We start from the raw sequence: 20070 nt of genomic DNA, 5'->3' as shown, positions 1-20070 counted from the left end.
GTCAACGCCGCGTGCCGAAGCCGGCGAGGACGACGTCGCCCTCGATCGCGGCGATGGTGTCCGCGTGGACGTCCCGCGGGAAATCGCCCGGCAACTCCGGCCCGAGGGAGCGCGCGACGGCCTGCGCCTCCCGGACCAGCCGCAGGATCGCGAGCCGCGACATGGCGCCGTCGGTGCCGGGCGCATAGCCCATGCTCAGCGCGTCGAAGGGCAGGGCGGCTCCCCTGGAACCCAGGTTCCGGGCGATCGGCAGCATGGCGTCCACCATGTGCGCCCGGGCCCGCTCGACCGCCCAGTCGCCGCCGTCGCGATAATGGTTGTCCAGCAGGCACAGGACCGTCCAGTACTCGAGATTGCCCAGCCAGGCGATGCGCAGCGCCGTCTCGTCCATGATCTGACCGGGATGCCCGATGAACGCCGTCGGATCGACCGCGACGTCGAAGGCCGGGTAGCGCGGATCGTTGCCGGGCAGGTCCCAGACGTTCGCGGTCCCGCCCGCGACCGCCGCCAGTCCCTCGTGCCGGCCCGTGAAGAGCTTGCGGAAGAAAAGGTAGTGGTCGATCTCCCCCTCGTCCTTGATCGCTTCGAAGTCGGCGGTCCAGCGGTCGAAATCGACATGCTTCGGGGCGGAGGCGGACTGCTTCAGTTCTCCGACCAAAGCGATGATCTGCTCGTACAGGCTGCCGATATGGTTGGGACGCCTCTTGCCGCCGAGCGCCGCGAACACCTCGTCGATGAACCGGGCATCCTCCGGGCTGGCCTTGGTCCTGTCGAGGGCATCGGGGGGCGCCTCGGTATAGACATACTTCGCCAGGCTGTGCCGGCTGAGCGGCTCCAGATGGAAGGCGAAGGGATAAATGGCCGGTTCATAGGGGAAATCCTGCCGCTCCAGGTGGGGGCAGGACCCGATCGCGACCAGGAACCGGTTGACCGCGCCCAGGTGCTGCATCTCCTGCACGGCGACGCCGAGCAGGTCGTCGGCATTGGGGGCGCCGTATCCGGCGATGGCGGCATAGGCCGGCTTGAGCGAGAAGGCGGCGTACAGGTACTGGACCATCAGGGCATGCTCGACTTCGGCGGCTTCGCGCAGGAGCCGGACGAGTTCCAGCCACGGATCGGCGAATTCCCGGATGATCGGGCGGATACCGGCGTCCCCGGGGCGTGGCACGGACAAGGCGGTGCCGGGACTCAAGGTGGCCGCGGCGAGCGGGCCGCTGCGGCCGGCCAGGACGGAAGCGGCCGGCAGGGCCACTGCCTGGACCGCGACCGTTCGCAGGAACGTGCGTCTGGTGGTGTTGGACAGGCCGTCGATGGATTGGACCGCGCCTGCCTTCGGGCGCGCGTGCTTGCCGTGATCGAGCATGGTCGGCTCCTATCGAGAAATGGCCGGGTCAGGAAGCATCCCGGCGATCCGATGTGTTGGCCGAGGCTATAAAGATGAGACCTGCTTCACAGTGACCCGGTTCACATGTTTTTCATGAAATGCCAGCGTATTGGTGCAGCACCAAAAGAGAAAACTTCATTATTTGTGTATTGAAAAGGTTTGTTTATACGCTGTATTACTGCGGAGGCGCGGTATACATCCATGTGAAGCGGTCTTGCGATCCGATGGAAGCCCGGTGGGTTGATCGATTCGCATGCGCTGCCATAAGGTACGGAAACCACCGGGGTAAACCGCCCGTGAGGCCCCGCCGCGGGGCCGGAAGTTCCGTGGAGGGAGTCGAGGGATGGATGGCGAGCCGATCGGGGCCGAACCGCAGGGCCGGGAATGCGACGTCGTGGTGATCGGCGGCGGGCAGTCCGGCCTGGCCGTCGGGTATTTCCTGCGCCGGACGGGATTGTCCTTCGTCATCCTCGACGGCGAGGACGGGGCGGGCGGCGCTTGGCGGCATGGCTGGGAGTCGCTGCGTCTGTTCTCTCCGGCGCAGTGGAGTTCGCTGCCCGGATGGCCGATGCCCCCGGCGGAGGAGGAGTATCCGCGCCGCGGCCACGTGATCGAATACCTGACGCGCTACGAGGCCCGCTACGGCTTTCCCATCGTCCGTCCCGTGACGGTCGAGACCGTGGTCCAGGCCGGCGAGAGGCTTCTGGTCCGTACCGACCGCGGCGACTGGCGGGCGCGGGCGGTGGTGAGCGCCACCGGAACCTGGCGCCGGCCGTTCGTTCCGGACTATCCCGGACGGCGGGAATTCAAGGGCCGGCAGGTGCATTCGGCGGAGTACCGCAGCCCGGACGATTTCGCCGGCCAGACCGTTCTGATCGTGGGCGGCGGCAATTCGGGCGCGCAGATCCTGGCGGAAGTCTCGAAGGTGGCACGGACCCTCTGGGTGACGATCGAGCCGCCGTCGTTCCTGCCCGACGATGTGGACGGGCGGGTCCTGTTCGATCGCGCCACCGAGCGCTGGCGTGCCGGGCAGGAAGGAAGGACGGCGGAGACCCCCAGAGGCGGCCTGGGCGACATCGTCATGGTGCCGCCGGTGCGCGAGGCGCGGAGCCGCGGCGTCCTGACGTCGGTGCGGCCCTTCGTGCGGTTCACCGAAACCGGCGTGGTATGGGACGATGGAACCGGGACGCAGGCGGATGCCGTGATCTGGTGCACGGGATTCGCGCCGGCACTGGATCCGCTGAGGGGACTCGGCGTCGTCGAGGAGGATGGCAGGGTCCGGGTCGACGGCACGCGGTCCACGGCCGAATCGCGTCTTTGGCTGGTCGGCTATGGCGAGTGGACCGGGACCGCCTCGGCGACGCTGATCGGCGTCATGCGGACTGCACGCGAGACGGCGAAGCAGATCGAAGCCACGCTCGAGCGGCATGTGACTGAAGGATCTTTCGATCCCTCGTAAAATCGTTAGAAATTCATAACAATATATGTTCGCATTGCGGTGATTTTATTTACTTGCCTGGAACAGGATCCGCAGCCCGGCTTGCCCGGCGTTATCAAATCTTCAAGACCTGGGCAGCACACTCGCTGAAGATTTTTCCGCGAGTAGTTCCATGTCCTTTTTAGATGTCCTTTTTTCACTCGCCGAGAGCGCCGGCCTGCTCGGCCTGATACTCACCGCCTATACCAATGCCTTGAGGCGGGTCGATAAGCGGCCACGATTGCGGACCCTGACCTGTGGTCTTCTATTCGGCGGCGGCGCCGTGCTTTCGATGATGGCGCCGATTCAGATCATTCCCGGAGTGTTCATCGATGCGCGGAGCATCATGCTCGGCCTCGCCGCTCCCTTCGGCGGAATCCCCGCCGCGGTCCTGGCCGGGACCATAGCCGGGGCATACCGCTGTTTCTGGAACGGGGGAGTCGGGGCGGTCGCCGGGACGGCCGGCATCATGCTGTGTTCCCTGGCCGGCATCGCCTTCGTCCTGATGTTCCGAAGATCCCTCGGCCGGCTCAGGACGGGGCACTTCCTGATCCTCGGGACCATGGCGTCATCCCAGGTTCTGAGCGCCTTCCTGCTGCCGTCCTGGGCCGACGCGATCCACACGGTCTCGACCGCCGGGTTGCCGCTGGCGATCATGACGGTCGTCGGGATCCTGCTGTTCGGCACCATGCTCTCCCGCGAGCGGGAGCGGATCGACAGCATCCACGCCCTCCGGACGAGCGAGGCCCGGCACCGGGCCATCTTCGATACCGCCGTCGACGCGATCACCATCATCGACCACGAGGGCAGGCTCGTCGCGTTCAACCCCGCCGCGGAGCGCATGTTCGGCTATGCCGCGGCTGACGTGATCGGGCAGAACGTCTGCATCCTGATCCCCGAGCCGGACCGGTCGGCCCATGACGCCCATCTCGCCCGCCACAGGAAAACGGGGGAGCGGCGAATCATAGGCATCGGGCGCGAGGTGCAGGGGCGGCGCCGGGACGGCGGCGTCTTTCCGCTCGACCTCTCGATCGCCGAATGGGAGAGCGGCGACGGGCAGCGTCACTTCACCGGAATCATGCGGGACATTTCGGAGCGCAAGCGCACGGCCGCGGAGCTGCAACGGGCCAAGGACGCCGCCGAAGCCGCCAGCCAGGCCAAGAGCGAGTTCCTTGCCGGTTTGAGCCACGAATTGCGAAGCCCGCTCAACGCCATCATCGGTTTCGCCGACATGACCCGGAACGAGGTGTCGGGACCGCTCGGCGATCCGAGCTACCGGGAATGGGCGAACGATATCTGCGACAGCGGCCAGCACCTGCTGGAACTGATCAACGAGATCCTCGACCACGCCAAGGCCGAGGCCGGCAAGCTGACCCTTCAGGAGGAGGATGTCGACCTGCTCAAGGCCGTCGATTTCTGCACCCGGATGCTGGAGCCGCGGGCCAAGCGGGCCGGCCTGACCCTCTCGTCCAAAGTGGCGGCCGAGGTGCGCTTCATCCGGGCGGACGAGAAGCGGCTGCGCCAGATCCTGCTCAACCTGATCTCCAACGCGGTCAAATACACGCCGAGCGGCGGGCAGGTCGACGTCGTGGCCGACCTGGACGCTTTCGGAGGATTGGTCCTGTCGGTCGTGGACACCGGCATCGGCGTCGCCGAGGACAACCTGATCCGCATGTTCGAGTCTTTCTGGCGCGCCGACGACGCGGGAGCCCGGGATGTCGAGGGGACCGGGCTGGGCCTGCCGCTGACCCGCCGGCTGGTCGAGCTGCACGGCGGCGTCATCCAGCTCAGCAGCGTGGTGGGCAGGGGAACCACCGCGACCGTCCGCTTTCCGCGCGACCGGATCCTGCGCCGGCCGTCCAGGCAGCCCACCCGGTCCGGCGCCGTCGAACCGCTGGACATATTGCTGGTCGAGGACGATGCCCTGATCCGCGTGGCCACCATGTCCACCCTGGAGGATCAGGGGCACCGGGTCAAGGGTGCCGCCAACGCCAACGAGGCCCTGGTGATCCTGCGGGGAGACCAGCCTCTGGATCTGCTGTTCAGCGACATCGTCATGCCACCCGGCATGAACGGGGCGGAATTGGCCCGCTTGGCGCAACGCCTGCGCCCCGGCCTGGCGATCCTGCTTACCTCCGGGTTCGCCGGCCATGCGGTCGCCAGCGAGGACGGCACCGACCGGGGCTACGCCATGATCGCCAAGCCCTATTCCGGCGCCGAGCTGAACCGGAAGATCCTGGCCGCGATGCAGGAAGGGGCAGGTGACGGCTGTCCGGAGCGGTCTTCCCGGTCCGCCACCGGCGGGTTCGGTCCCGAGCGTCCGATGCCGGCGGCCTATGGGGCGATCAGGTAGCCGATCCGGGCATCGCCTGGAGCGGCACCGCCGGTACTGGGAAAAGGCGGCGCAGGCCTGTTTCTGGCGGATCCCGACGGACGACGCTCGCCTGCGCGAGTTCTACAGCGCCGCCCCTGTGGCCAACGCTCCGGCTTTCGGGCGGCTCTTCAGAACATATCCGCCAGCCACGGCCGGGGGCCTGCGAACAGGGTCGTGGCGGTGGCGAGCGCCTCGGGCGAGGCGCGGAGGCGGCCGAGGCCGGCCAGGATGCCGGGGCTGAGATGGCCGGTATAGAGCGTCGCCAGGGCGTCGACGCCGAGTTCGATGTCGGCAGCCCCGGTGCCGGCCTCGCCGGTCCGCTCGACCGAGGCCTCCCCGTCGGCGACTTCCAGCCGGTAGCGGCCGGCATTGCCGGGCAGCAGGGGATCGGCCACGTCGAGGGTCAGTTCGGCTTGGACCCCAACGGGCCAGCCCCGGGCGGCCAGGGCGCCGGCCACGTCGGTGATGCGCACCATCCACTGTTCCCACCCGGCGACGGCGCCGCCGACATCGGGCAGCAGGTGGAGCAGCAGATCCTCCGGGCCGCCGCCCCAGGTGACGGTATTGGCCTGCGAGTGCCAGCCCGCGAGGAAGCCCAGGATCGTCCGCCCGGCGCGGGGAGTGAGGGCGACCCAGTCCTCCACATGGAGCGTCCGGTCGGGGGCCCGGGGGCCCAGCGTCAGGTATCCCTCGGGGCCGTCGTCGCCCGGGATCTGGAAGGTGTCGAGCGGCTTCTCGGCGGTGCCGCGCACCCGCTGCCACATCAGTTCGCAGCGTTCCAGCAATCCGTTCGTCCGTTGCGCCCGCTCCCGCTGAAGCCCGGCCAGGACCGCGCGGTCCGCCGGGAAGGCCAGTTGCGGCGCCGGGTCGGGGCGGAGGCCGCGCAGGATGCCGAACGGGATGCGATAGGTGAAGCGATCGCCGGCCATGCCGTAGCCGGCCTTGGAATACAGCGGCAGGGTCGCGGGATAGAGGGTCGAGATCGGCATGCCGTCGGCGCGGGCCTCCTCCAGCATGGCCGCCATCATCCGGCCGCCGGTGCCGCGCCCGCGCTCGCCCGGCTCCACCGCGACCGCCGCGATGCCCCGGCAGGGGACGGCGCGCCCGCCGAAATACTGGGCCATGTCGAGCAGCGCCAGGGTGCCCACGGCGCCGCCCGACCGCCGCATCACCCGGAAGTTCTGGTCGCCGATGATAGACATGTAGAACCGGACGCCGTCCGCCGTGGAGGCGAAGGCATGCCGGAACAGCATCGTCATCCGGTCCAGATCGGCCGGCTCGAAGGGGGAATAGACGGGAGGGCTGGACATGGGTTCATGGTGTACCCCAGTGCCGCTCCTGCGGGCAAGCGGGCGGTTCGACCGGTCAGCCGGTCTCCCGCGCGCTGAAAGCCGCCAGGAAGCGGTCGCGGAACCGCTCCATCGGCAGGGGCGGCCGTTCCGGTGCCGGAATCATGCCGGGGGTGAAGCCCCATTCCTCGAAAGGGGCGAGCAGTTCCGGGTCCCGGCTGATGACATGGACCGGGACCGAGCGCGACGCGCCGTCGCCGGTGATCAGCGGTGCCGGCTGATGGTCGCCCAGGACGATGATCAGCGCATCGTCGGAAACATATCGGGTTATATAGTCGCGCAGCACTTTCAGGGTGTAATCGACCGAGTCGGCATAGTTGCGGGTCATGCCGCTCCAGGCCGGCTGGTCCGTCGGGGGCGGCGCCGCCATGCCGTTGAAGACCGAGCCGTCGCCGATGCCGTCCCAGTCGTCCAGAAGCGGGGGCAGGGGCTCCCACGGGCCGTGGCTGCTGATCAGGGCATATTCGATGAACAGGGGCCGGTCGCGCTGGCGCAGCTTCTGCCGGTGGATGAAGTCGAGCGTGTACTGGTCGGGGATCGCGGCCCAGCCGAAGGGCGGCCCGGCATAGCCCATGTCGTCGGTGCTCCAGATCCGGTCGAAGCCCCAGAACGCGCCCTCCGGCCAGGCCCGCGACAGGGCCGGCATGACGGCCATGGTCTCGTAGCCGGCGCGCCTGAAGTAATGGGCCAGCGACTGGCGGCCGCTCTCCAGCATAAGGTTGTAGAGCCCCTGGTCGCCGAGCCGCGCGCCGCTGAGGAAGGTGCCGTGGGCGAGCCAGGACTGCCCGCCCCGGATCGGCGATTCGATCAGCCCGGACCGCACGCCGAAACCCTGCCCGGCAAGGGCGCGGTCGAAGTCCGCCAAGGTCGGTTCGATCACGGAACGGTAGCGCGGATCGGCCAGCACCGTCTCGCCATAGGATTCGAAGAACATGACATAGACGTCCCGCCGTCCCAGGTGCGCCAGCACGGCATCGTCGGAAAGGCCGGCGAACGGGTCGTTCCTGAACCCGTCGAGATGCGCCGCCCGCAACACCGACGCCTGGGCGGCCTGTGCGACCTGCCACCGCAGCAGCGCAGTGGCCCCCTGGTCGAGCGGGGCATAGGGGGCCAAGCCGAACAGCGTCGGAAGCGCCAGCGCGGCCAGGGCCCCGGCGAACAGCCGCCGGTTCGGCCGCCGTTCCAGGAATCTCGCGGCGGTCCGGATCGCCAGCAGGTTCAGGAAGAACAGCCCGGCCAGGATGGCCGGCACCGCCACGCCGGCGGCGGCCAGTTCCGGCATGGTCGCGGACCCGGCCAGCACCTCCAGGATCGCCGGCAGCAGCATCAGGTCGAGCGACAGGTTGACAGGCCGGCCGATCAGCATGTGGCTGGAGATGTCGGCGAGGCGGAGCGCCGCCAGGACAAGAGCCGCCAGCGCGAGCCCCACGCACAAGCCCCGGCTGGCCCGGCCCCCGGCGGCTGACGCCAGCGCCAGCAGGCCGAAGATCGCGGCGACTTCGAGGGACGGGCTCACATGGTTGGGGCCGAACAGGTCACCGGTCCAGTTGGGCATGTTCAGCACCAGGCTGAGATAGGCCCAGGCGAGTAGGAACCCGAAGGTTGAAATAAATGTTTTCGAGACAGATGCTCTGGAATCAGGGGCCATCAGCGCTTTCACCGAACCGTCGCCAGGGAGTGTAGATGGCCGCGCGATTGAGTCAAATCCACGGCAAGCGCGAGGGGTGAGAGATGGACTTCGCGGAGGATTTCCGGACCATCACGCCGCTGTCGGAAATGGCGTTCCGGCTCGTGATGGCGTCCTTCTGCGGCATGGTGCTGGGCATCGACCGCGAGATCCGCGGCAAGTCGGCCGGGTTGCGGACGCACATGCTGGTGGCGCTCAGCTCGGCCGGGACTACGCTTGTCACCCTGGAGATATTCGAGATGCTGAAGGCCGCGGGCCACTCCGACATGGACCCGCTGAGGATCGTCCAGGGGTTGGCCCAGGCGATCGGCTTCATCAGCGCCGGCGTCATCATCCAGGCCCGGCGGGACGTTCACGGCCTCACCACCGCGGTCAACATCTGGCTGTGCAGCGCCATCGGCGTCGGCGCGGGAGCCGGGCTCCACGCCCTGGCTTTGATGGTCACGCTCTTCGCCGCGGTGATCCTGACCGGGTTGCATTTCGTGGAGAAATGGGTGTTCCACCGGAACCGGCCCGATAAGGGCGATTGACGGAGATCAACGCGGAGCGCCGGCCGCGCCGTCAGGATGGCGGCATGTCGAACAACCCCTTCATCCTCAAGGTGGCGCTGGCGCTGGTCGTCAAGGTCGCGGTCATCGTGGCGGCGCTGTACCTTTTCTGGCCGGCCCCAAAGCCGTCGCCCGTGCTCCCGCGTACGGGTTGGGACATGCCGGCCGCCCCCGTCCCGGCCGCCCCCGTCCCGGCCGCCCCCGTCCCGGCCGGATGATGCGGGGCGCCGGCTTGCAAGCCGGTCTTCGGGAACCAATTGCCTCCGCAGATGTCCTATGGGACCGAAACGGAGGATTTTGAATGACATACGCCAAAGCAACCGCATCCGGCGGCACGGACCTGCCCTCGATACAAGAAGCCATCGCCGTTTTCGGCAGCACCGAGGCGCTGCAGGCGGCGGTCGACGAGCTGACCCTTTCCGGGGTCGACGGCGCGGCCATCAGCCTGATGTCCAGCGACGCGACGGTGATTGAAAAGCTCGGCCATACGTACCGGACCGTCGATGAGGCGAAGGACGACCCGAACGCGCCGCGCCAGTCCTATGTCGCCCCCGAGGAGGTCGGCAACGGGGTGGGCGCCGCCATGGCCGCCCCCGCCTATGTCGGCGCGCTGGCCGCCGCCGGGGCCATCGTCGCGACCGGCGGCACCGCCCTGGTGGCGGGACTGGGCGCCGCGGCGGCCGGCGTCGGCGGCGGCGCGCTGGGGTCCGTCATGTCGCAGTGGATCGGCGACAAGCGCAACGACTGGCTCCAGGAGCACCTGGACAAGGGCGGCATCCTGATGTGGGTCAAGCTGGACGGACCGGGAAGCGCGGGCTCCGCCGACGAGGCCAAGGTGACCGGCATCCTGCGCAAGCACGCCAGCCGCCCGGTCGAGGTCCATAGGGTCGCCAAGGCCGATCCGGCGCCGGCCTCGACCGGCACGGGCGCGTGATCCGGCGCCACCACCGATAACCGCATACCTTTCCTCCGCGCGCTCGGGTAAAAGCGGGTGCCGACACGACACCTGCCCAGCCCGAGTCCGCGGAGGAACCAAGTGGAACACAGCACCACCGGCGACTATCACATCCAGACCGCCCTGCCGCGCCTGAACGCCCTGGCGCCCGCCTTCGAGGCCGAGACCACCCATGGGCGGCTTGCGCTGGAGGACTACCGCGGGACCTGGGTCGTCCTGTTCTCCCATCCGGCCGATTTCACGCCGGTCTGCACCACCGAGTTCATCGAATTCGCCCGCATGGCCCCGGCGCTGAAGGAGCGCAACACCGAGCTGCTGGGCCTGTCCATCGACAGCATCTACAGCCATCTCGCCTGGGTCCAGGCGATCCGCGACAAGTTCGGCGTCGAGATCCCGTTCCCGGTGATCGCCGACGGCAATCGCGAGGTCGCGTCGCTCTATGGGATGATCAACCCGGAGGAAAGCTCCACCGAGACCAGCCGCTGCCTGTTCGTCATCGACGACAAGGGCGTGCTGCGCGCCATGATCTATTATCCGCTGACCACCGGCCGCAACACGGACGAGATCCTGCGGCTGATCGATGCGCTCCAGACCACCGACCGGCACAGGGTCGCCACCCCGGCCAACTGGCGGCCCGGCGAGTCCGTGATCGTCCCGCCGCCGCGCACCGTCGAGGACGCCGAGGCGCGCAAGGGCCTGGGCTACGAGTGCACGGACTGGTGGTTCTGCAAGACCACCGTGCCCGGTCCCGGCTCGAAGGGCTGAGCGGGCGTCGGCTCATGGCCTGCATCAACCCCGACGGCACCCTGACGGAGGTCGCGCGCCGCGTGCTGGGGGCCATGGCGGGTCTCGGCGCAGCGTTCACGGCGCCGGAGGAGGTAGCGGCCGCGGCCGGGGTGCCTCTTCACCGGGTCCGTGCGACCGTGCGGGAGACCGGCAGGGCGAAGCTGATCGAGAGCGACGGGGCGGGATGGCGGCTGACCGACCTGGGGCGGGAAGTGCTGGACCTCGGCGAGGGGAGCGGGCCCGCGTGAGGCCGCCCTACGCGACGGTCTCGATCGTCGTCCTGTGCATCCTCTCCTTCATGGTCCAGGGGGTTCTGGCCGCGCCCGCGGCGTGGAACTTCGTGCTGGGCTTCTCGATGATACCGGCCGTGGTCACCGGCGCCCGCCTGCTGCCGCCGGACGTACCGTCGCTGGGCGGCGCCTTCAGCCTGCTGTCGTCCATGTTCCTGCACGCCGACATTTGGCACCTGGCCGGCAACATGCTGTTCCTGTGGCTGTTCGGCGACAGCATCGAGTTCGCCCTGGGCCATGTGCGCTATGGCCTGTTCTACCTGCTGTGCGGGCTGGGCGGGGCGGGCGCCGAGATCCTGCACGATCCCGGCTCGCTCGATCCGGTCGTCGGGGCGAGCGGCGCGATCTCGGGCCTGCTGGCCGCCGCCGTCATGCTTCATCCCCGGGGATGGCTGACCCTGGTCCTGCCGCGAAGGCGGATCCGCCTCCCCGTGCCGGTCTATGTGGCGCTCGGCGGCTGGCTCGGCATCCAGGGCGTGGAAGCCATGGCCGGAGACCTGGAGGCCCTGGTCGCCTGGTGGTCGCATCTGGGCGGTTTCGTCACCGGAATGATCCTGATCCTGCCTTTCCGGCGTTTTCGCGGGCGATTCGGAGCCTGGCGTTGACGTACGTCATTGCCCCCGGGGCATCGCCGCGCTGATGTGTGGCCGGATATCCCGCGGCGGAACGAGCCAGGACGATGGACCAGCACACCGTATTGACCATGATCGACGCGGGCCTGCAGCAATGCGGGGTCGATTTCGGCCGCGACGGCGGGCTGTTCGCCAGCCTGTTCATGGCCGGCCTGGTCGGCGGCTGGTCCCACTGCGCCGGGATGTGCGGCCCGTTCGTGCTGGCCCAGGTCGCGGCGCGGCTCGAAGGGGTTCCCGCCAGCCGCATGACCGAGTTCCACCGGCTGACCGGCGCCGCGGTCCTGCCGTATCATTTCGGGCGTGCAACGACATATGCGGGGATCGGCGCGGCGGCGGCGCTGCTGGCCGGCGGCATCGGCGCCGTGCCGGGCCTGCGCTGGGTCACCGGAGCGCTGCTGGTCTTCGCGGCGTTGTTCTTCCTGGGCCAGGCGCTGGACGGGCTGCTCGGTCGGATGCCGGCATCCGGCCGGGGCTCCGGCGGCGGGGTGCGGCGCTGGTGGGCCGACCATGTCAGCGGACTGGCCAAGCCGCTGTTCGGACGGCCGACCGGCTGGCGCGGCTACGGCCTCGGGCTGGCGCTGGGCTTCATCCCGTGCGGGCTGCTCTATGGCGCCGTCGCGGCTGCGGCGGCCAGCGGCAGCTCCGCGGCCGGCGCCTTCGGCATGGCGGCCTTCGCCGCCGGCACGGTGCCGAGCCTCCTGGCAGTCGGGCTGGCCGGGCATGCGGCCGGGCGGAACTTTCGCGGCGTGGTCGCCCGGGTGGCTCCGCTGATCATGGCTGCCAACGCCGGCGTGCTCGGCTATATGGCTTGGCTCATGGTCGCCTGACGCCTTTCGGCACCTGATCCGATTCAAAGCATACGGCGATGGAGTGTGAACCGCTTCGCATCCGCGGCATATCCGTTGGTGCTACGGTTGTTGGCACTGGCATAACCATGCGGCATTAAGACCGATCAAATGCCGCACTTTTTTGTTGCGTCATATTCCGGCAACGCGCAACTTTCCTGCCCTGTGGCACATTTATGTGCGCTGCGGCTATAATGGTTCGATAGTCTACTATTTACGACTATGAAACAATTGCTACATCAAGCTGTTCGCAAGGGTAAGCGGCAACAAGTCGCAGGACCGCAGCGCAACATAAAGCGAACGCCGCGGCGTCACTCAAACGGTGTATGTGAGGGGAATCTTGCTCTACCAGCTCTATGATCTCCACCACGCGGCCTGGTATCCTGTACGCCTCATGGCAGAGGCCACCCAGACCGCGTTCCAGAATCCGTTCATGCCGGCCTCTTACACTCGGATGGGGCGCACCATCGCCGCCGGTGCCGAGCTGATCGAACGGACGACGCGGCGGTTCGGCAAGCCGGAATTCGGCCTCCCGACCACCAAGGTCGACGGCGTCGAGGTGGCGGTCCGGGAAGTTCCCGTGCTCCGCAAGCCGTTCTGCGACCTGATCCATTTCGTGCGAGACACCGACAAGGTGCATCCCCCCGTGCTGGTCGTGGCGCCGATGTCCGGCCATCACGCCACGCTGCTGCGCGGCACGGTCCAGGCGTTGCTGCCGGAGCACGACGTCTACATCACGGACTGGCTCGACGCGCGCAAGATCCCGCTGTCGCGCGGCAAGTTCGACCTGGACGACTATATCAGCTACCTGATCGAGTTCATGGGGCACCTGGGTCCGCACACCCATGTGATGGCGGTCTGCCAGCCGACCGTGCCGGTGCTGTGCGCGGTCTCCCTGATGGCCCAGAACGACGATCCGAACCAGCCCGCCAGCATGATCCTGATGGGCGGCCCGATCGACACCACGGCGGCGCCGACGGTCGTGACCGAACTGGCCGAGAACAAGCCGCTGAGCTGGTTCGAGCGCAACGTCATCCAGACCGTCCCGGCCTATTATCCCGGCGGCCTGCGCCAGGTCTATCCCGGCTTCATCCAGCTCACCGGCTTCATGTCCATGAACCTGGACCGCCATGTGGGCGAGCACGTCAAGCTGTACCAGCACCTGATCCAGGGCGACGGCGACAGCGCCGAGCAGCACCGCAAGTTCTATGACGAGTACCTGTCGGTGATGGATCTCCCGGCGGAGTTCTACCTCCAGACCGTCGAGAACGTGTTCCAGAAGCACTCGCTGCCCAAGGGCACCATGCAGTGGCAGGGCCAGCGGGTCGATCCCTCTGCGATCCGGCACACCGCGATGATGACGGTCGAAGGCGAACTGGACGACATCTCGGCTCCCGGCCAGACCCGTGCCGCGCACCAGATCGTCTCGAGCCTGCCGGCCGAGAAGCGCGGCGACTACCTGCAGAAGGGCGTCGGCCACTACGGCATCTTCAACGGCCGCCGCTGGCGCGAGCAGATCGTGCCGAAGGTCCGCGACTTCATGCTGACCCACGACACCTCCGGCCGCTTCGCGCCGCCGGCGCAGCAGCAGGTCGCGGCGGAGTAGGAAGAAGGAGGGGCGACGGCTCGCCGCCCCTCCGGCAGCAATGCCTTACAGCCTGCGGCCGCCCTGGCGGTCGAACAGGTGGACCTCCCCAGGCGTGATGGCGAAGTGCAGCGTGTCGCCGGTCGCCACACGGGCACTGCCGGGCAGGCGGGCCAGCAGCGGATCGCCGCTGGACGTCAGGCGGGCATGGACCACGGTATCGGCCCCCAGCGCCTCGACCAGTTCCACCCGCACGGCGATGTCGCCGATGCCCCGGCCGCTCTCCAGCGTCAGGTGTTCCGGCCGGATGCCCAGGGTGACCTCCCGGCCCGCGGCGCCGGACATCCCCATTTCCTCCGACAGCGGCACGGCATGGCCGCCGTTCAGCTCGACCCCGGCCGGCGTCAGCTTGGCCGGCAGGAAGTTCATCGCGGGCGACCCGATGAACCCCGCGACGAAGGTGCTGGCCGGCCGGTGATAGACCTCCATCGGCGTGCCGATCTGCTCGGCGATGCCGCCGTTCATCACCATCATGCGGTCTGCCAGGGTCATCGCCTCCACCTGGTCGTGGGTGACGTACAGGCTGGTGATCCCAAGCCGGTCCTGCAGCCGATTGATCTCCACCCGCATCTGGGTGCGCAGCTTGGCATCCAGGTTGGACAGCGGCTCATCGAACAGGAACACCTTGGGCTCGCGCACGATTGCGCGGCCCATGGCGACGCGCTGGCGCTGCCCGCCGGAGAGCTGGCGCGGGCGCCGGTCCAGGAAGGGGCGAAGCTCCAGGATGTCGGCCGCCTTGTGAACCCGCTCCTCGATCCCCGACTTGGACATGCCGCGGATCTTCAGCCCGTAGGCCATGTTGTCGTAGACGGTCATGTGCGGGTAGAGCGCATAGTTCTGGAACACCATGGCGATGTCCCGGTCCTTGGGTTCCAGGTCGTTGACGACCCGGCCGCCGATCGAGACCTCGCCCGCGCTGATCGTCTCCAGCCCGGCGACCATGCGCAGCAGGGTGGACTTGCCGCAGCCCGACGGCCCGAGCATGACCAGGAACTCGCCGTCGCCGACCGCGCAGTCGATCCCCTTGATCGCCTCGAAACCGCCCGCATAGGTCTTCCGCACGCCGCGGATACCGACTTCAGACATTTTGCTTCACTTCTCCGAATCGACCAGGCCCTTGACGAACCAGCGCTGCATGAAGACCACGACGGCGATCGGCGGAAGCATGGCGAGGATCGTGATCGCCATGATCAGGTTCCACTGCGTGTCCGCGTCGACGAACGAGATCATCTTCCGCAATCCGATGATGATCGTGTTCATGTTGTTGTCGTTGGTGATGAGCAGCGGCCACAGGTACTGGGTCCAGCCATAGATGAACAGGATGACGAACAGCGCCGCGATGTTGGTGTAGGAAAGCGGCAGCAGGATATCCTTGAAGAACCGCATCGGCCCGGCGCCGTCGATGCGCGCGGCTTCGATCAACTCGTCCGGTATGGTCATGAAGAACTGCCGGAACAGGAAGGTCGCCGTGGCCGACGCCATCAGCGGCAGCGTCAGGCCGGTGTAGGTGTCGATCAGGCCCAGGTCCACGATCACCTGGTATGTGGGCAGGATCCGCACCTCGACCGGCAGCATCAGCGTGATGAAGATCATCCAGAAGAACAGCATCCGGCCGGGAAAGCTGAAGAACACGATCGCGTAGGCCGACAGGATCGAGATGATGATCTTGCCCACCGCGATGGCGAGCGCCACGACCAGCGTGTTCAGCAGCAGCCGGCCGACGCCGACGCCGCCGATGGTCCCGATGCCGCCGAAGGCGCCGCCGTAGTTCTCCAGGAAGTGAGGGCCCGGAACCAGCGGCATGGGCGGGGCCATGATCTCCGGCGTGGTCAGGGTCGAGGCGACGAAGGTGTAGTAGATCGGGAAGGCGACGATCAGGATGCCGATGATCAGGATGAAATGGGCGAGCAGAACGCCCAGAGGACGCCTTTCAATCATTGTAGGGCTCGATCATGCGTAATGCACCCTGCGCTCGACATACTTGAACTGGACGACGGTCAGCGCGATGACGATCACCATCAGGATCACCGACTGGGCGGAGGAGGCCCCGAGGTTCAGGTTCACGAAGCCGTCGTTGTAGACCTTGTAGACCAGGGTCTCGGTCGCCCGCGCCGGTCCGCCGCCGGTCACCGCGTGGATGATGCCGAAGGTGTCGAAGAAGGCGTAGACGGTGTTGACCACCAGCAGGAAGAAGGAGGTCGGCGACAGCAGCGGGAACACGATGGTCCAGAATCGCCGGGCCGGGCCGGCGCCGTCTATCGCGGCGGCCTCGATCAGGGATTTCGGGATCGCCTGGAGCCCGGCCAGGAAGAACAGGAAATTGTAGCTGATCTGCTTCCAGGCGGCGGCGCCCACCACCATCGCCATGGCCTGGTTTCCGTTCAGCAGAGGGTTCCAGTCGACCCCGGCGCGCTGGAGCATCACCGCCAGGGTCCCCATGGCCGGGCTGAACAGGAACAGCCACAGCATGCCGGCGATGGCGGGGGCGACGGCGTAGGGCCAGATCAGCAGGGTCTGGTAGATGCCCTTGCCCTTGACCACCCGGTCGGCCATGACCGCCAGCAGCAGCGCCGCCACCAGCGCCACGACGGCGACCGACAGGCTGAAGACGACCGTCACTTTCAGCGAGTTGATGTAGTTGGGATCGGACAGCACCAGCTCGAAATTGGCCAGCCCCACGAAGCGGCTGCTGAAGCCGAAAGGGTCGTCCCGGTAGAGCGATTGGCGGACCGCCTGGAAGGCCGGCCAGAAGAAGAACACCAGCGTGATGGCGATCTGGGGTGCCAGCAGCAGGTACGGCAGCAGCCGGTTGGGAAAGACGACGCGTCTTGACATGAAGATCCGTGAAAAGGGCGAGCGGAGCCGCGCCGTAGGTCGGCCTCGGCCCGGAGGGACGACGCCGACGCCATGCCGGAATGTCGGGGCATGGCGTCGGCGTTCGCCTTCGGCGAAGGCCGACCTACGGTGCGGGAATGGCCGCCGGGTTTACTGGTAGGCCTTGGCCGCTTCCTTGATCGCCTCGTTCGAGCGCCGGACGGCATTGTCCAGTGCGGTCTTGGCGTCCTGCCTGCCGTTCAGGAGGGCCTCGATCTCCTCGTTCTGGATGTCGCGGACCTGCGGCATGTTCACGAGGCGGATGCCCTTCGAGTTCTCGGTCGGCTCCTTGCCCATCATCTGCTGGATCGGGATCTCCCGGCCGGGATTCTTCTCGTAGAACCCCTCCTTCTTGGTCGCCTCATAGGCGGCCATGGTGGCCGGCAGGTAGCCCGACACCTGATGCAGCCTGGACTGGACTTCCGTCTTCGACAGGTAGGTGAAGAACTGGGCGACGCCCTTGTAGTCGGCGGCCGGCTTGCCGGCGAAGACCCACAGGGACGCGCCGCCGGGGACGGTGTTCTGCGGGGCTCCCGCCGCTTCCGTATAATAGGGCAGGTTGCCGGTGCCGAAATCCAGGCCGGCCTTGACCATATCGCCGATGCCGCCCGACGATTCCGGCAGCATGGCGCATTCGCCGTTCAGGAACTTGGCCTTGGCCTCCGATGTGCGCCCGCCGTACTGGAATGTGCCGTCCTTCTGCAGGTCGGCCAGGGTCTGGAAATGCCGGATGTTGAGCGGACCGTTGATCTTCAGCTCCGGCGTCAGGCTGGTCAGGCCGTTCTGGTCGGTGGCGTAGGGAAGGTTGTTCCAGGCGCTGAAGTTCTCCAGGTGGATCCAGGTCGGCCAGGTCGTGGTCATGCCGCAGGACTGGCCCGACGCCTTGATCTTCTTGGCCGCCTCGAACACTTCCGGCCAGGTCTCGGGCGGCGCCTCGGGATCGAGGCCGGCCTTCCGGAAGCTCGCCTTGTTGTAGTACAGGATCGGCGACGAGCTGTTGAACGGGAAGGACAGCATGGTGCCGTCGGCGGCGCTGTAGTACGAGACGATGCCCGCCAGGTATTTGGACTTGTCGAAGCTCTCGCCGCCTTCCTTCATCACCTCGGCGACCGGCTTGATCGCGCTGCGGGCACCCATCATGACGCCCGTGCCGACGTCGAACACCTGGATGATGTGGGGCGGCTGCCGGGCGCGGAAGGCCGCGATGCCGGCGTTCAGGGTCTCCGGATAGGTCCCCTTGTAGACGGGGACGACCTTGTACTCGCTCTGCGTGGCGTTGAATTCCTTCGCGAGGTTCTCGACCGTCTCGTTGTTGGCGCCCGACATTGCGTGCCACCACTGGATCTCGGTCTGGGCCTGCGCGGGGGCCGTGGTGGCGGCTGCCATGGCAAAAAGGGCGAACGCCGAAACGGCGATCGTCGCGTGGATGCGCTGCATTTGTCTCGTCTCCCTATTGTACGGTGGCCAATGCTTAGGCCGCCGCCATGTCTCCGGAGTGACGGTTCGATTAAGCTTCGATGACCATCCGCCGGTTGATGCACATTCTAATCTTCTTTTTAGGGTTATGCCAAGTCGCTGCGCACGCGCCGCACCGCGCGGCGCCATCCGTCGTACAGGCGCGCGCGGTCGGCGGACGACATGGCGGGCTCGAACAGCCTTTCCCGCTGCCAGGCGGCGGCGACACTGTCGAGGGAGGCGTACACTCCCGTACGCAGGCCCGCGAGGTAGGCGGCTCCAAGCGCCGTCGTCTCGGTCACGATCGGCCGCTCGACCGGCAGTTCCAGGATGTCGGCCAGGAACTGCATCAGCCAGTCGTTCCGCACCATCCCGCCGTCCACGCGCAGCGCGCTGGGCCGGGTGCCGCCGTCGGCCGCCATGCATTCCATCAGGTCGCGGGTCTGGTAGCAGACCGCCTCCAGCGCCGCCCGCACGATGTGGCTGATCCCGGTGTCCCGCGTCAGCCCGATCAGGGCGCCGCGGGCGTCGGGATCCCAGTAGGGAGCTCCCAGACCGGTGAAGGCCGGCACCATGTAGACGCCCTGGGTGTCGGGCAGATCGCTGGCGTGCCGTTCGGAAGCCGCGGCGTCGGCGATCACCCTGATCCCGTCGCGCAGCCACTGCACCGCGGCGCCGGCGACGAAGATCGAGCCCTCCACCGCGTAGATGGGCTTGCCCTCCAGCCGGTAGGCGGTGGTGGTCAGCAGCCGGTTGGTCGAGCGCACAGGCTTGTCGCCCACGTTGAGCAGCGCGAAGCAGCCGGTGCCGTAGGTGCTCTTGATCATGCCCGGCTCGAAGCAGGCCTGGCCGACCGTGGCCGCCTGCTGGTCGCCGGCCATCCCGGTGATCGGCACGGGACCGCCGATGAAGTCGGCCTCCGCCGTGCCGAAATCGGCGCTGTTGTCGAGCACGCGCGGCAGCAGCGACCGAGGCACGCCGAACAGGCGCAGCAACTCGTCGTCCCAGTCCTGGGTGCGGATGTCGAACAGCAGGGTGCGCGAGGCGTTGCTGGCGTCGGTCGCGTGGACGGCGCCGCCGGTCAGGCGGAACAGCAGGAAACTGTCGATTGTGCCGAAGCACAGCTCGCCGCGCTCGGCCCGCGCGCGGGCGCCGGGCACGTGGTCGAGCAGCCAGCCCAGCTTGGTCGCGGAGAAATAGGGGTCGATCAGCAGGCCGGTGCGCTCCGCCACCAGCGCCTCGGCGCCCTCGGCGTGGAGCCGGCGGCAGGTCTCCGCCGTGCGGCGGTCCTGCCAGACGATCGCGTTGTGCAGGCCCTCCCCGGTCGCCCGGTCCCACAGGGCGGTCGTCTCCCGCTGGTTGGTGATGCCGATCGCCGAGATGCCGGCCGCGGTCAGGCCCGCCTCCTCCAGCGCTGTGCGGCAGACCACCGTGGTGTCGCGCCAGATATCCTCCAGGTCGTGCTCGACCCAGCCGTCGTGGGGATAGAACTGGCGAAGCTCGCGCTGCGCCGTGGCGACCGGCGATCCTGCGCTGTCGAACACGATCGCCCTGGTCGAAGTCGTTCCCTGATCGATGGCAAGCACATGCACCGCCTTTTGCGCCATCATTCTCTCCCTTGAATTGTTGTTGTTGTTGGCAGTCGGGCGCCCAGCTTCGCTGACATCGACTGTGGATTAGCCCGCTCCGAGGTGTCAATGGCGCGCAAATGCGAGTTCGTCCCGCGGACCCGAGTCGATTTGGCCATTGGAAACCCTTGCGCTAGTATC

General features: G+C 67.7%; 18 protein-coding genes. 10 read left to right on the top strand and 8 right to left on the bottom strand.

The window, feature by feature from the left end:
• Position 1 precedes the first annotated feature (1 nt).
• On the bottom strand, positions 2-1363 hold the full coding sequence (locus DPR14_RS20410) for a ferritin-like domain-containing protein (protein ID WP_158046781.1): 1362 nt from the start codon (positions 1361-1363) through the stop codon (positions 2-4).
• A 364-nt stretch (positions 1364-1727) separates the two neighbouring features.
• Here DPR14_RS20410 and DPR14_RS20405 point away from each other — a divergent pair, with 364 nt between their 5' ends.
• Both DPR14_RS20405 and DPR14_RS20400 read left to right on the top strand, forming a co-directional pair.
• Entirely contained in the window at positions 1728-2843 is a 1116-nt protein-coding gene (locus DPR14_RS20405) for an ArsO family NAD(P)H-dependent flavin-containing monooxygenase (protein ID WP_158046780.1), read from the top strand.
• Positions 2844-2994: 151 nt separating this feature from the next.
• On the top strand, positions 2995-5214 hold the full coding sequence (locus DPR14_RS20400) for a PAS domain S-box protein (RefSeq protein WP_158046779.1): 2220 nt from the start codon (positions 2995-2997) through the stop codon (positions 5212-5214).
• Positions 5215-5363: 149 nt separating this feature from the next.
• On the opposite strand, the gene DPR14_RS20395 is transcribed toward DPR14_RS20400, so the two are convergent.
• Complete coding sequence (locus tag DPR14_RS20395) at positions 5364-6545, bottom strand: GNAT family N-acetyltransferase (protein ID WP_158046778.1); 1182 nt, start codon at positions 6543-6545, stop codon at positions 5364-5366.
• Positions 6546-6600: 55 nt separating this feature from the next.
• Positions 6601-8232, bottom strand: coding sequence for a sulfatase-like hydrolase/transferase (locus DPR14_RS20390; RefSeq protein WP_158046777.1), 1632 nt, complete (start codon positions 8230-8232; stop codon positions 6601-6603).
• Positions 8233-8315: 83 nt separating this feature from the next.
• Between DPR14_RS20390 and DPR14_RS20385 the strand changes: the two genes are divergently transcribed.
• From DPR14_RS20385 to DPR14_RS20350, 8 genes are all read left to right on the top strand, one after another.
• Positions 8316-8801 carry an MgtC/SapB family protein gene (locus tag DPR14_RS20385; protein WP_158046776.1) on the top strand — a complete coding sequence of 162 codons (486 nt, stop codon included), beginning with the start codon at positions 8316-8318 and terminating at the stop codon, positions 8799-8801.
• A complete protein-coding gene (locus DPR14_RS20380; protein WP_158046775.1) occupies positions 8798-9037 on the top strand; it encodes a hypothetical protein in 240 nt (79 codons plus the stop codon). The genes DPR14_RS20385 and DPR14_RS20380 overlap by 4 nt, the downstream gene beginning before the upstream one ends.
• 83 nt (positions 9038-9120) lie before the next feature.
• Positions 9121-9753 (top strand): hypothetical protein, encoded by a 633-nt coding sequence (locus DPR14_RS20375; protein WP_158046774.1) that lies wholly within the window; start codon positions 9121-9123, stop codon positions 9751-9753.
• Positions 9754-9855: 102 nt separating this feature from the next.
• Positions 9856-10539, top strand: a complete 684-nt coding sequence (locus DPR14_RS20370) for a peroxiredoxin (RefSeq protein WP_192499055.1) — start codon at positions 9856-9858, stop codon at positions 10537-10539.
• A gap of 14 nt (positions 10540-10553) precedes the next feature.
• Positions 10554-10808: a hypothetical protein gene (locus tag DPR14_RS20365; RefSeq protein ID WP_192499054.1), complete on the top strand. Its 255-nt coding sequence runs from the start codon at positions 10554-10556 to the stop codon at positions 10806-10808.
• Positions 10805-11455, top strand: coding sequence for a rhomboid family intramembrane serine protease (locus DPR14_RS20360; RefSeq protein ID WP_192499053.1), 651 nt, complete (start codon positions 10805-10807; stop codon positions 11453-11455). Before DPR14_RS20365 ends, DPR14_RS20360 begins: the two co-directional genes overlap by 4 nt.
• A gap of 74 nt (positions 11456-11529) precedes the next feature.
• Entirely contained in the window at positions 11530-12309 is a 780-nt protein-coding gene (locus tag DPR14_RS20355) for a sulfite exporter TauE/SafE family protein (protein WP_158046771.1), read from the top strand.
• 358 nt (positions 12310-12667) lie between these two features.
• The gene (locus DPR14_RS20350; RefSeq protein ID WP_158046770.1) at positions 12668-13933 is read left to right on the top strand and encodes a polyhydroxyalkanoate depolymerase; all 1266 of its coding nucleotides are present in this window, start codon (positions 12668-12670) and stop codon (positions 13931-13933) included.
• Between the two features lie 45 nt (positions 13934-13978).
• Here the strand turns inward: DPR14_RS20350 and DPR14_RS20345 are convergent, their stop codons facing one another.
• From DPR14_RS20345 to glpK, 5 genes are all read right to left on the bottom strand, one after another.
• Positions 13979-15058 carry a sn-glycerol-3-phosphate import ATP-binding protein UgpC gene (locus DPR14_RS20345; RefSeq protein ID WP_158046769.1) on the bottom strand — a complete coding sequence of 360 codons (1080 nt, stop codon included), beginning with the start codon at positions 15056-15058 and terminating at the stop codon, positions 13979-13981.
• Positions 15059-15064: 6 nt separating this feature from the next.
• Entirely contained in the window at positions 15065-15910 is an 846-nt protein-coding gene (gene ugpE, locus DPR14_RS20340) for a sn-glycerol-3-phosphate ABC transporter permease UgpE (RefSeq protein WP_158046768.1), read from the bottom strand.
• A 12-nt stretch (positions 15911-15922) separates the two neighbouring features.
• Positions 15923-16807 (bottom strand): sn-glycerol-3-phosphate ABC transporter permease UgpA, encoded by an 885-nt coding sequence (gene ugpA, locus DPR14_RS20335; protein ID WP_158046767.1) that lies wholly within the window; start codon positions 16805-16807, stop codon positions 15923-15925.
• A gap of 150 nt (positions 16808-16957) precedes the next feature.
• On the bottom strand, positions 16958-18283 hold the full coding sequence (ugpB, locus tag DPR14_RS20330) for a sn-glycerol-3-phosphate ABC transporter substrate-binding protein UgpB (RefSeq protein WP_158046766.1): 1326 nt from the start codon (positions 18281-18283) through the stop codon (positions 16958-16960).
• Positions 18284-18408: 125 nt separating this feature from the next.
• Positions 18409-19908, bottom strand: coding sequence for a glycerol kinase GlpK (glpK, locus tag DPR14_RS20325; RefSeq protein ID WP_158048263.1), 1500 nt, complete (start codon positions 19906-19908; stop codon positions 18409-18411).
• Between the last annotated feature and the right edge of the window lie 162 nt (positions 19909-20070).

The organism is Skermanella pratensis (genome assembly GCF_008843145.1).
GTDB classification, from domain to species: Bacteria; Pseudomonadota; Alphaproteobacteria; order Azospirillales; family Azospirillaceae; genus Skermanella; species Skermanella pratensis.
This window is presented reverse-complemented; position numbering and strand designations above follow the sequence as displayed.

Coding starts and splice junctions, on each gene's coding strand:
- DPR14_RS20410 (WP_158046781.1), bottom strand. CDS start 1,363: ATGCTCGATCACGGCAAGCACGCGCGCCCGAAGGCAGGCGCGGTCCAA.
- DPR14_RS20405 (WP_158046780.1), top strand. CDS start 1,728: ATGGATGGCGAGCCGATCGGGGCCGAACCGCAGGGCCGGGAATGCGAC.
- DPR14_RS20400 (WP_158046779.1), top strand. CDS start 2,995: ATGTCCTTTTTAGATGTCCTTTTTTCACTCGCCGAGAGCGCCGGCCTG.
- DPR14_RS20395 (WP_158046778.1), bottom strand. CDS start 6,545: ATGTCCAGCCCTCCCGTCTATTCCCCCTTCGAGCCGGCCGATCTGGAC.
- DPR14_RS20390 (WP_158046777.1), bottom strand. CDS start 8,232: ATGGCCCCTGATTCCAGAGCATCTGTCTCGAAAACATTTATTTCAACC.
- DPR14_RS20385 (WP_158046776.1), top strand. CDS start 8,316: ATGGACTTCGCGGAGGATTTCCGGACCATCACGCCGCTGTCGGAAATG.
- DPR14_RS20375 (WP_158046774.1), top strand. CDS start 9,121: ATGACATACGCCAAAGCAACCGCATCCGGCGGCACGGACCTGCCCTCG.
- DPR14_RS20365 (WP_192499054.1), top strand. CDS start 10,554: ATGGCCTGCATCAACCCCGACGGCACCCTGACGGAGGTCGCGCGCCGC.
- DPR14_RS20355 (WP_158046771.1), top strand. CDS start 11,530: ATGGACCAGCACACCGTATTGACCATGATCGACGCGGGCCTGCAGCAA.
- DPR14_RS20345 (WP_158046769.1), bottom strand. CDS start 15,058: ATGTCTGAAGTCGGTATCCGCGGCGTGCGGAAGACCTATGCGGGCGGT.
- ugpE (WP_158046768.1), bottom strand. CDS start 15,910: ATGATTGAAAGGCGTCCTCTGGGCGTTCTGCTCGCCCATTTCATCCTG.
- ugpA (WP_158046767.1), bottom strand. CDS start 16,807: ATGTCAAGACGCGTCGTCTTTCCCAACCGGCTGCTGCCGTACCTGCTG.
- ugpB (WP_158046766.1), bottom strand. CDS start 18,283: ATGCAGCGCATCCACGCGACGATCGCCGTTTCGGCGTTCGCCCTTTTT.
- glpK (WP_158048263.1), bottom strand. CDS start 19,908: ATGGCGCAAAAGGCGGTGCATGTGCTTGCCATCGATCAGGGAACGACT.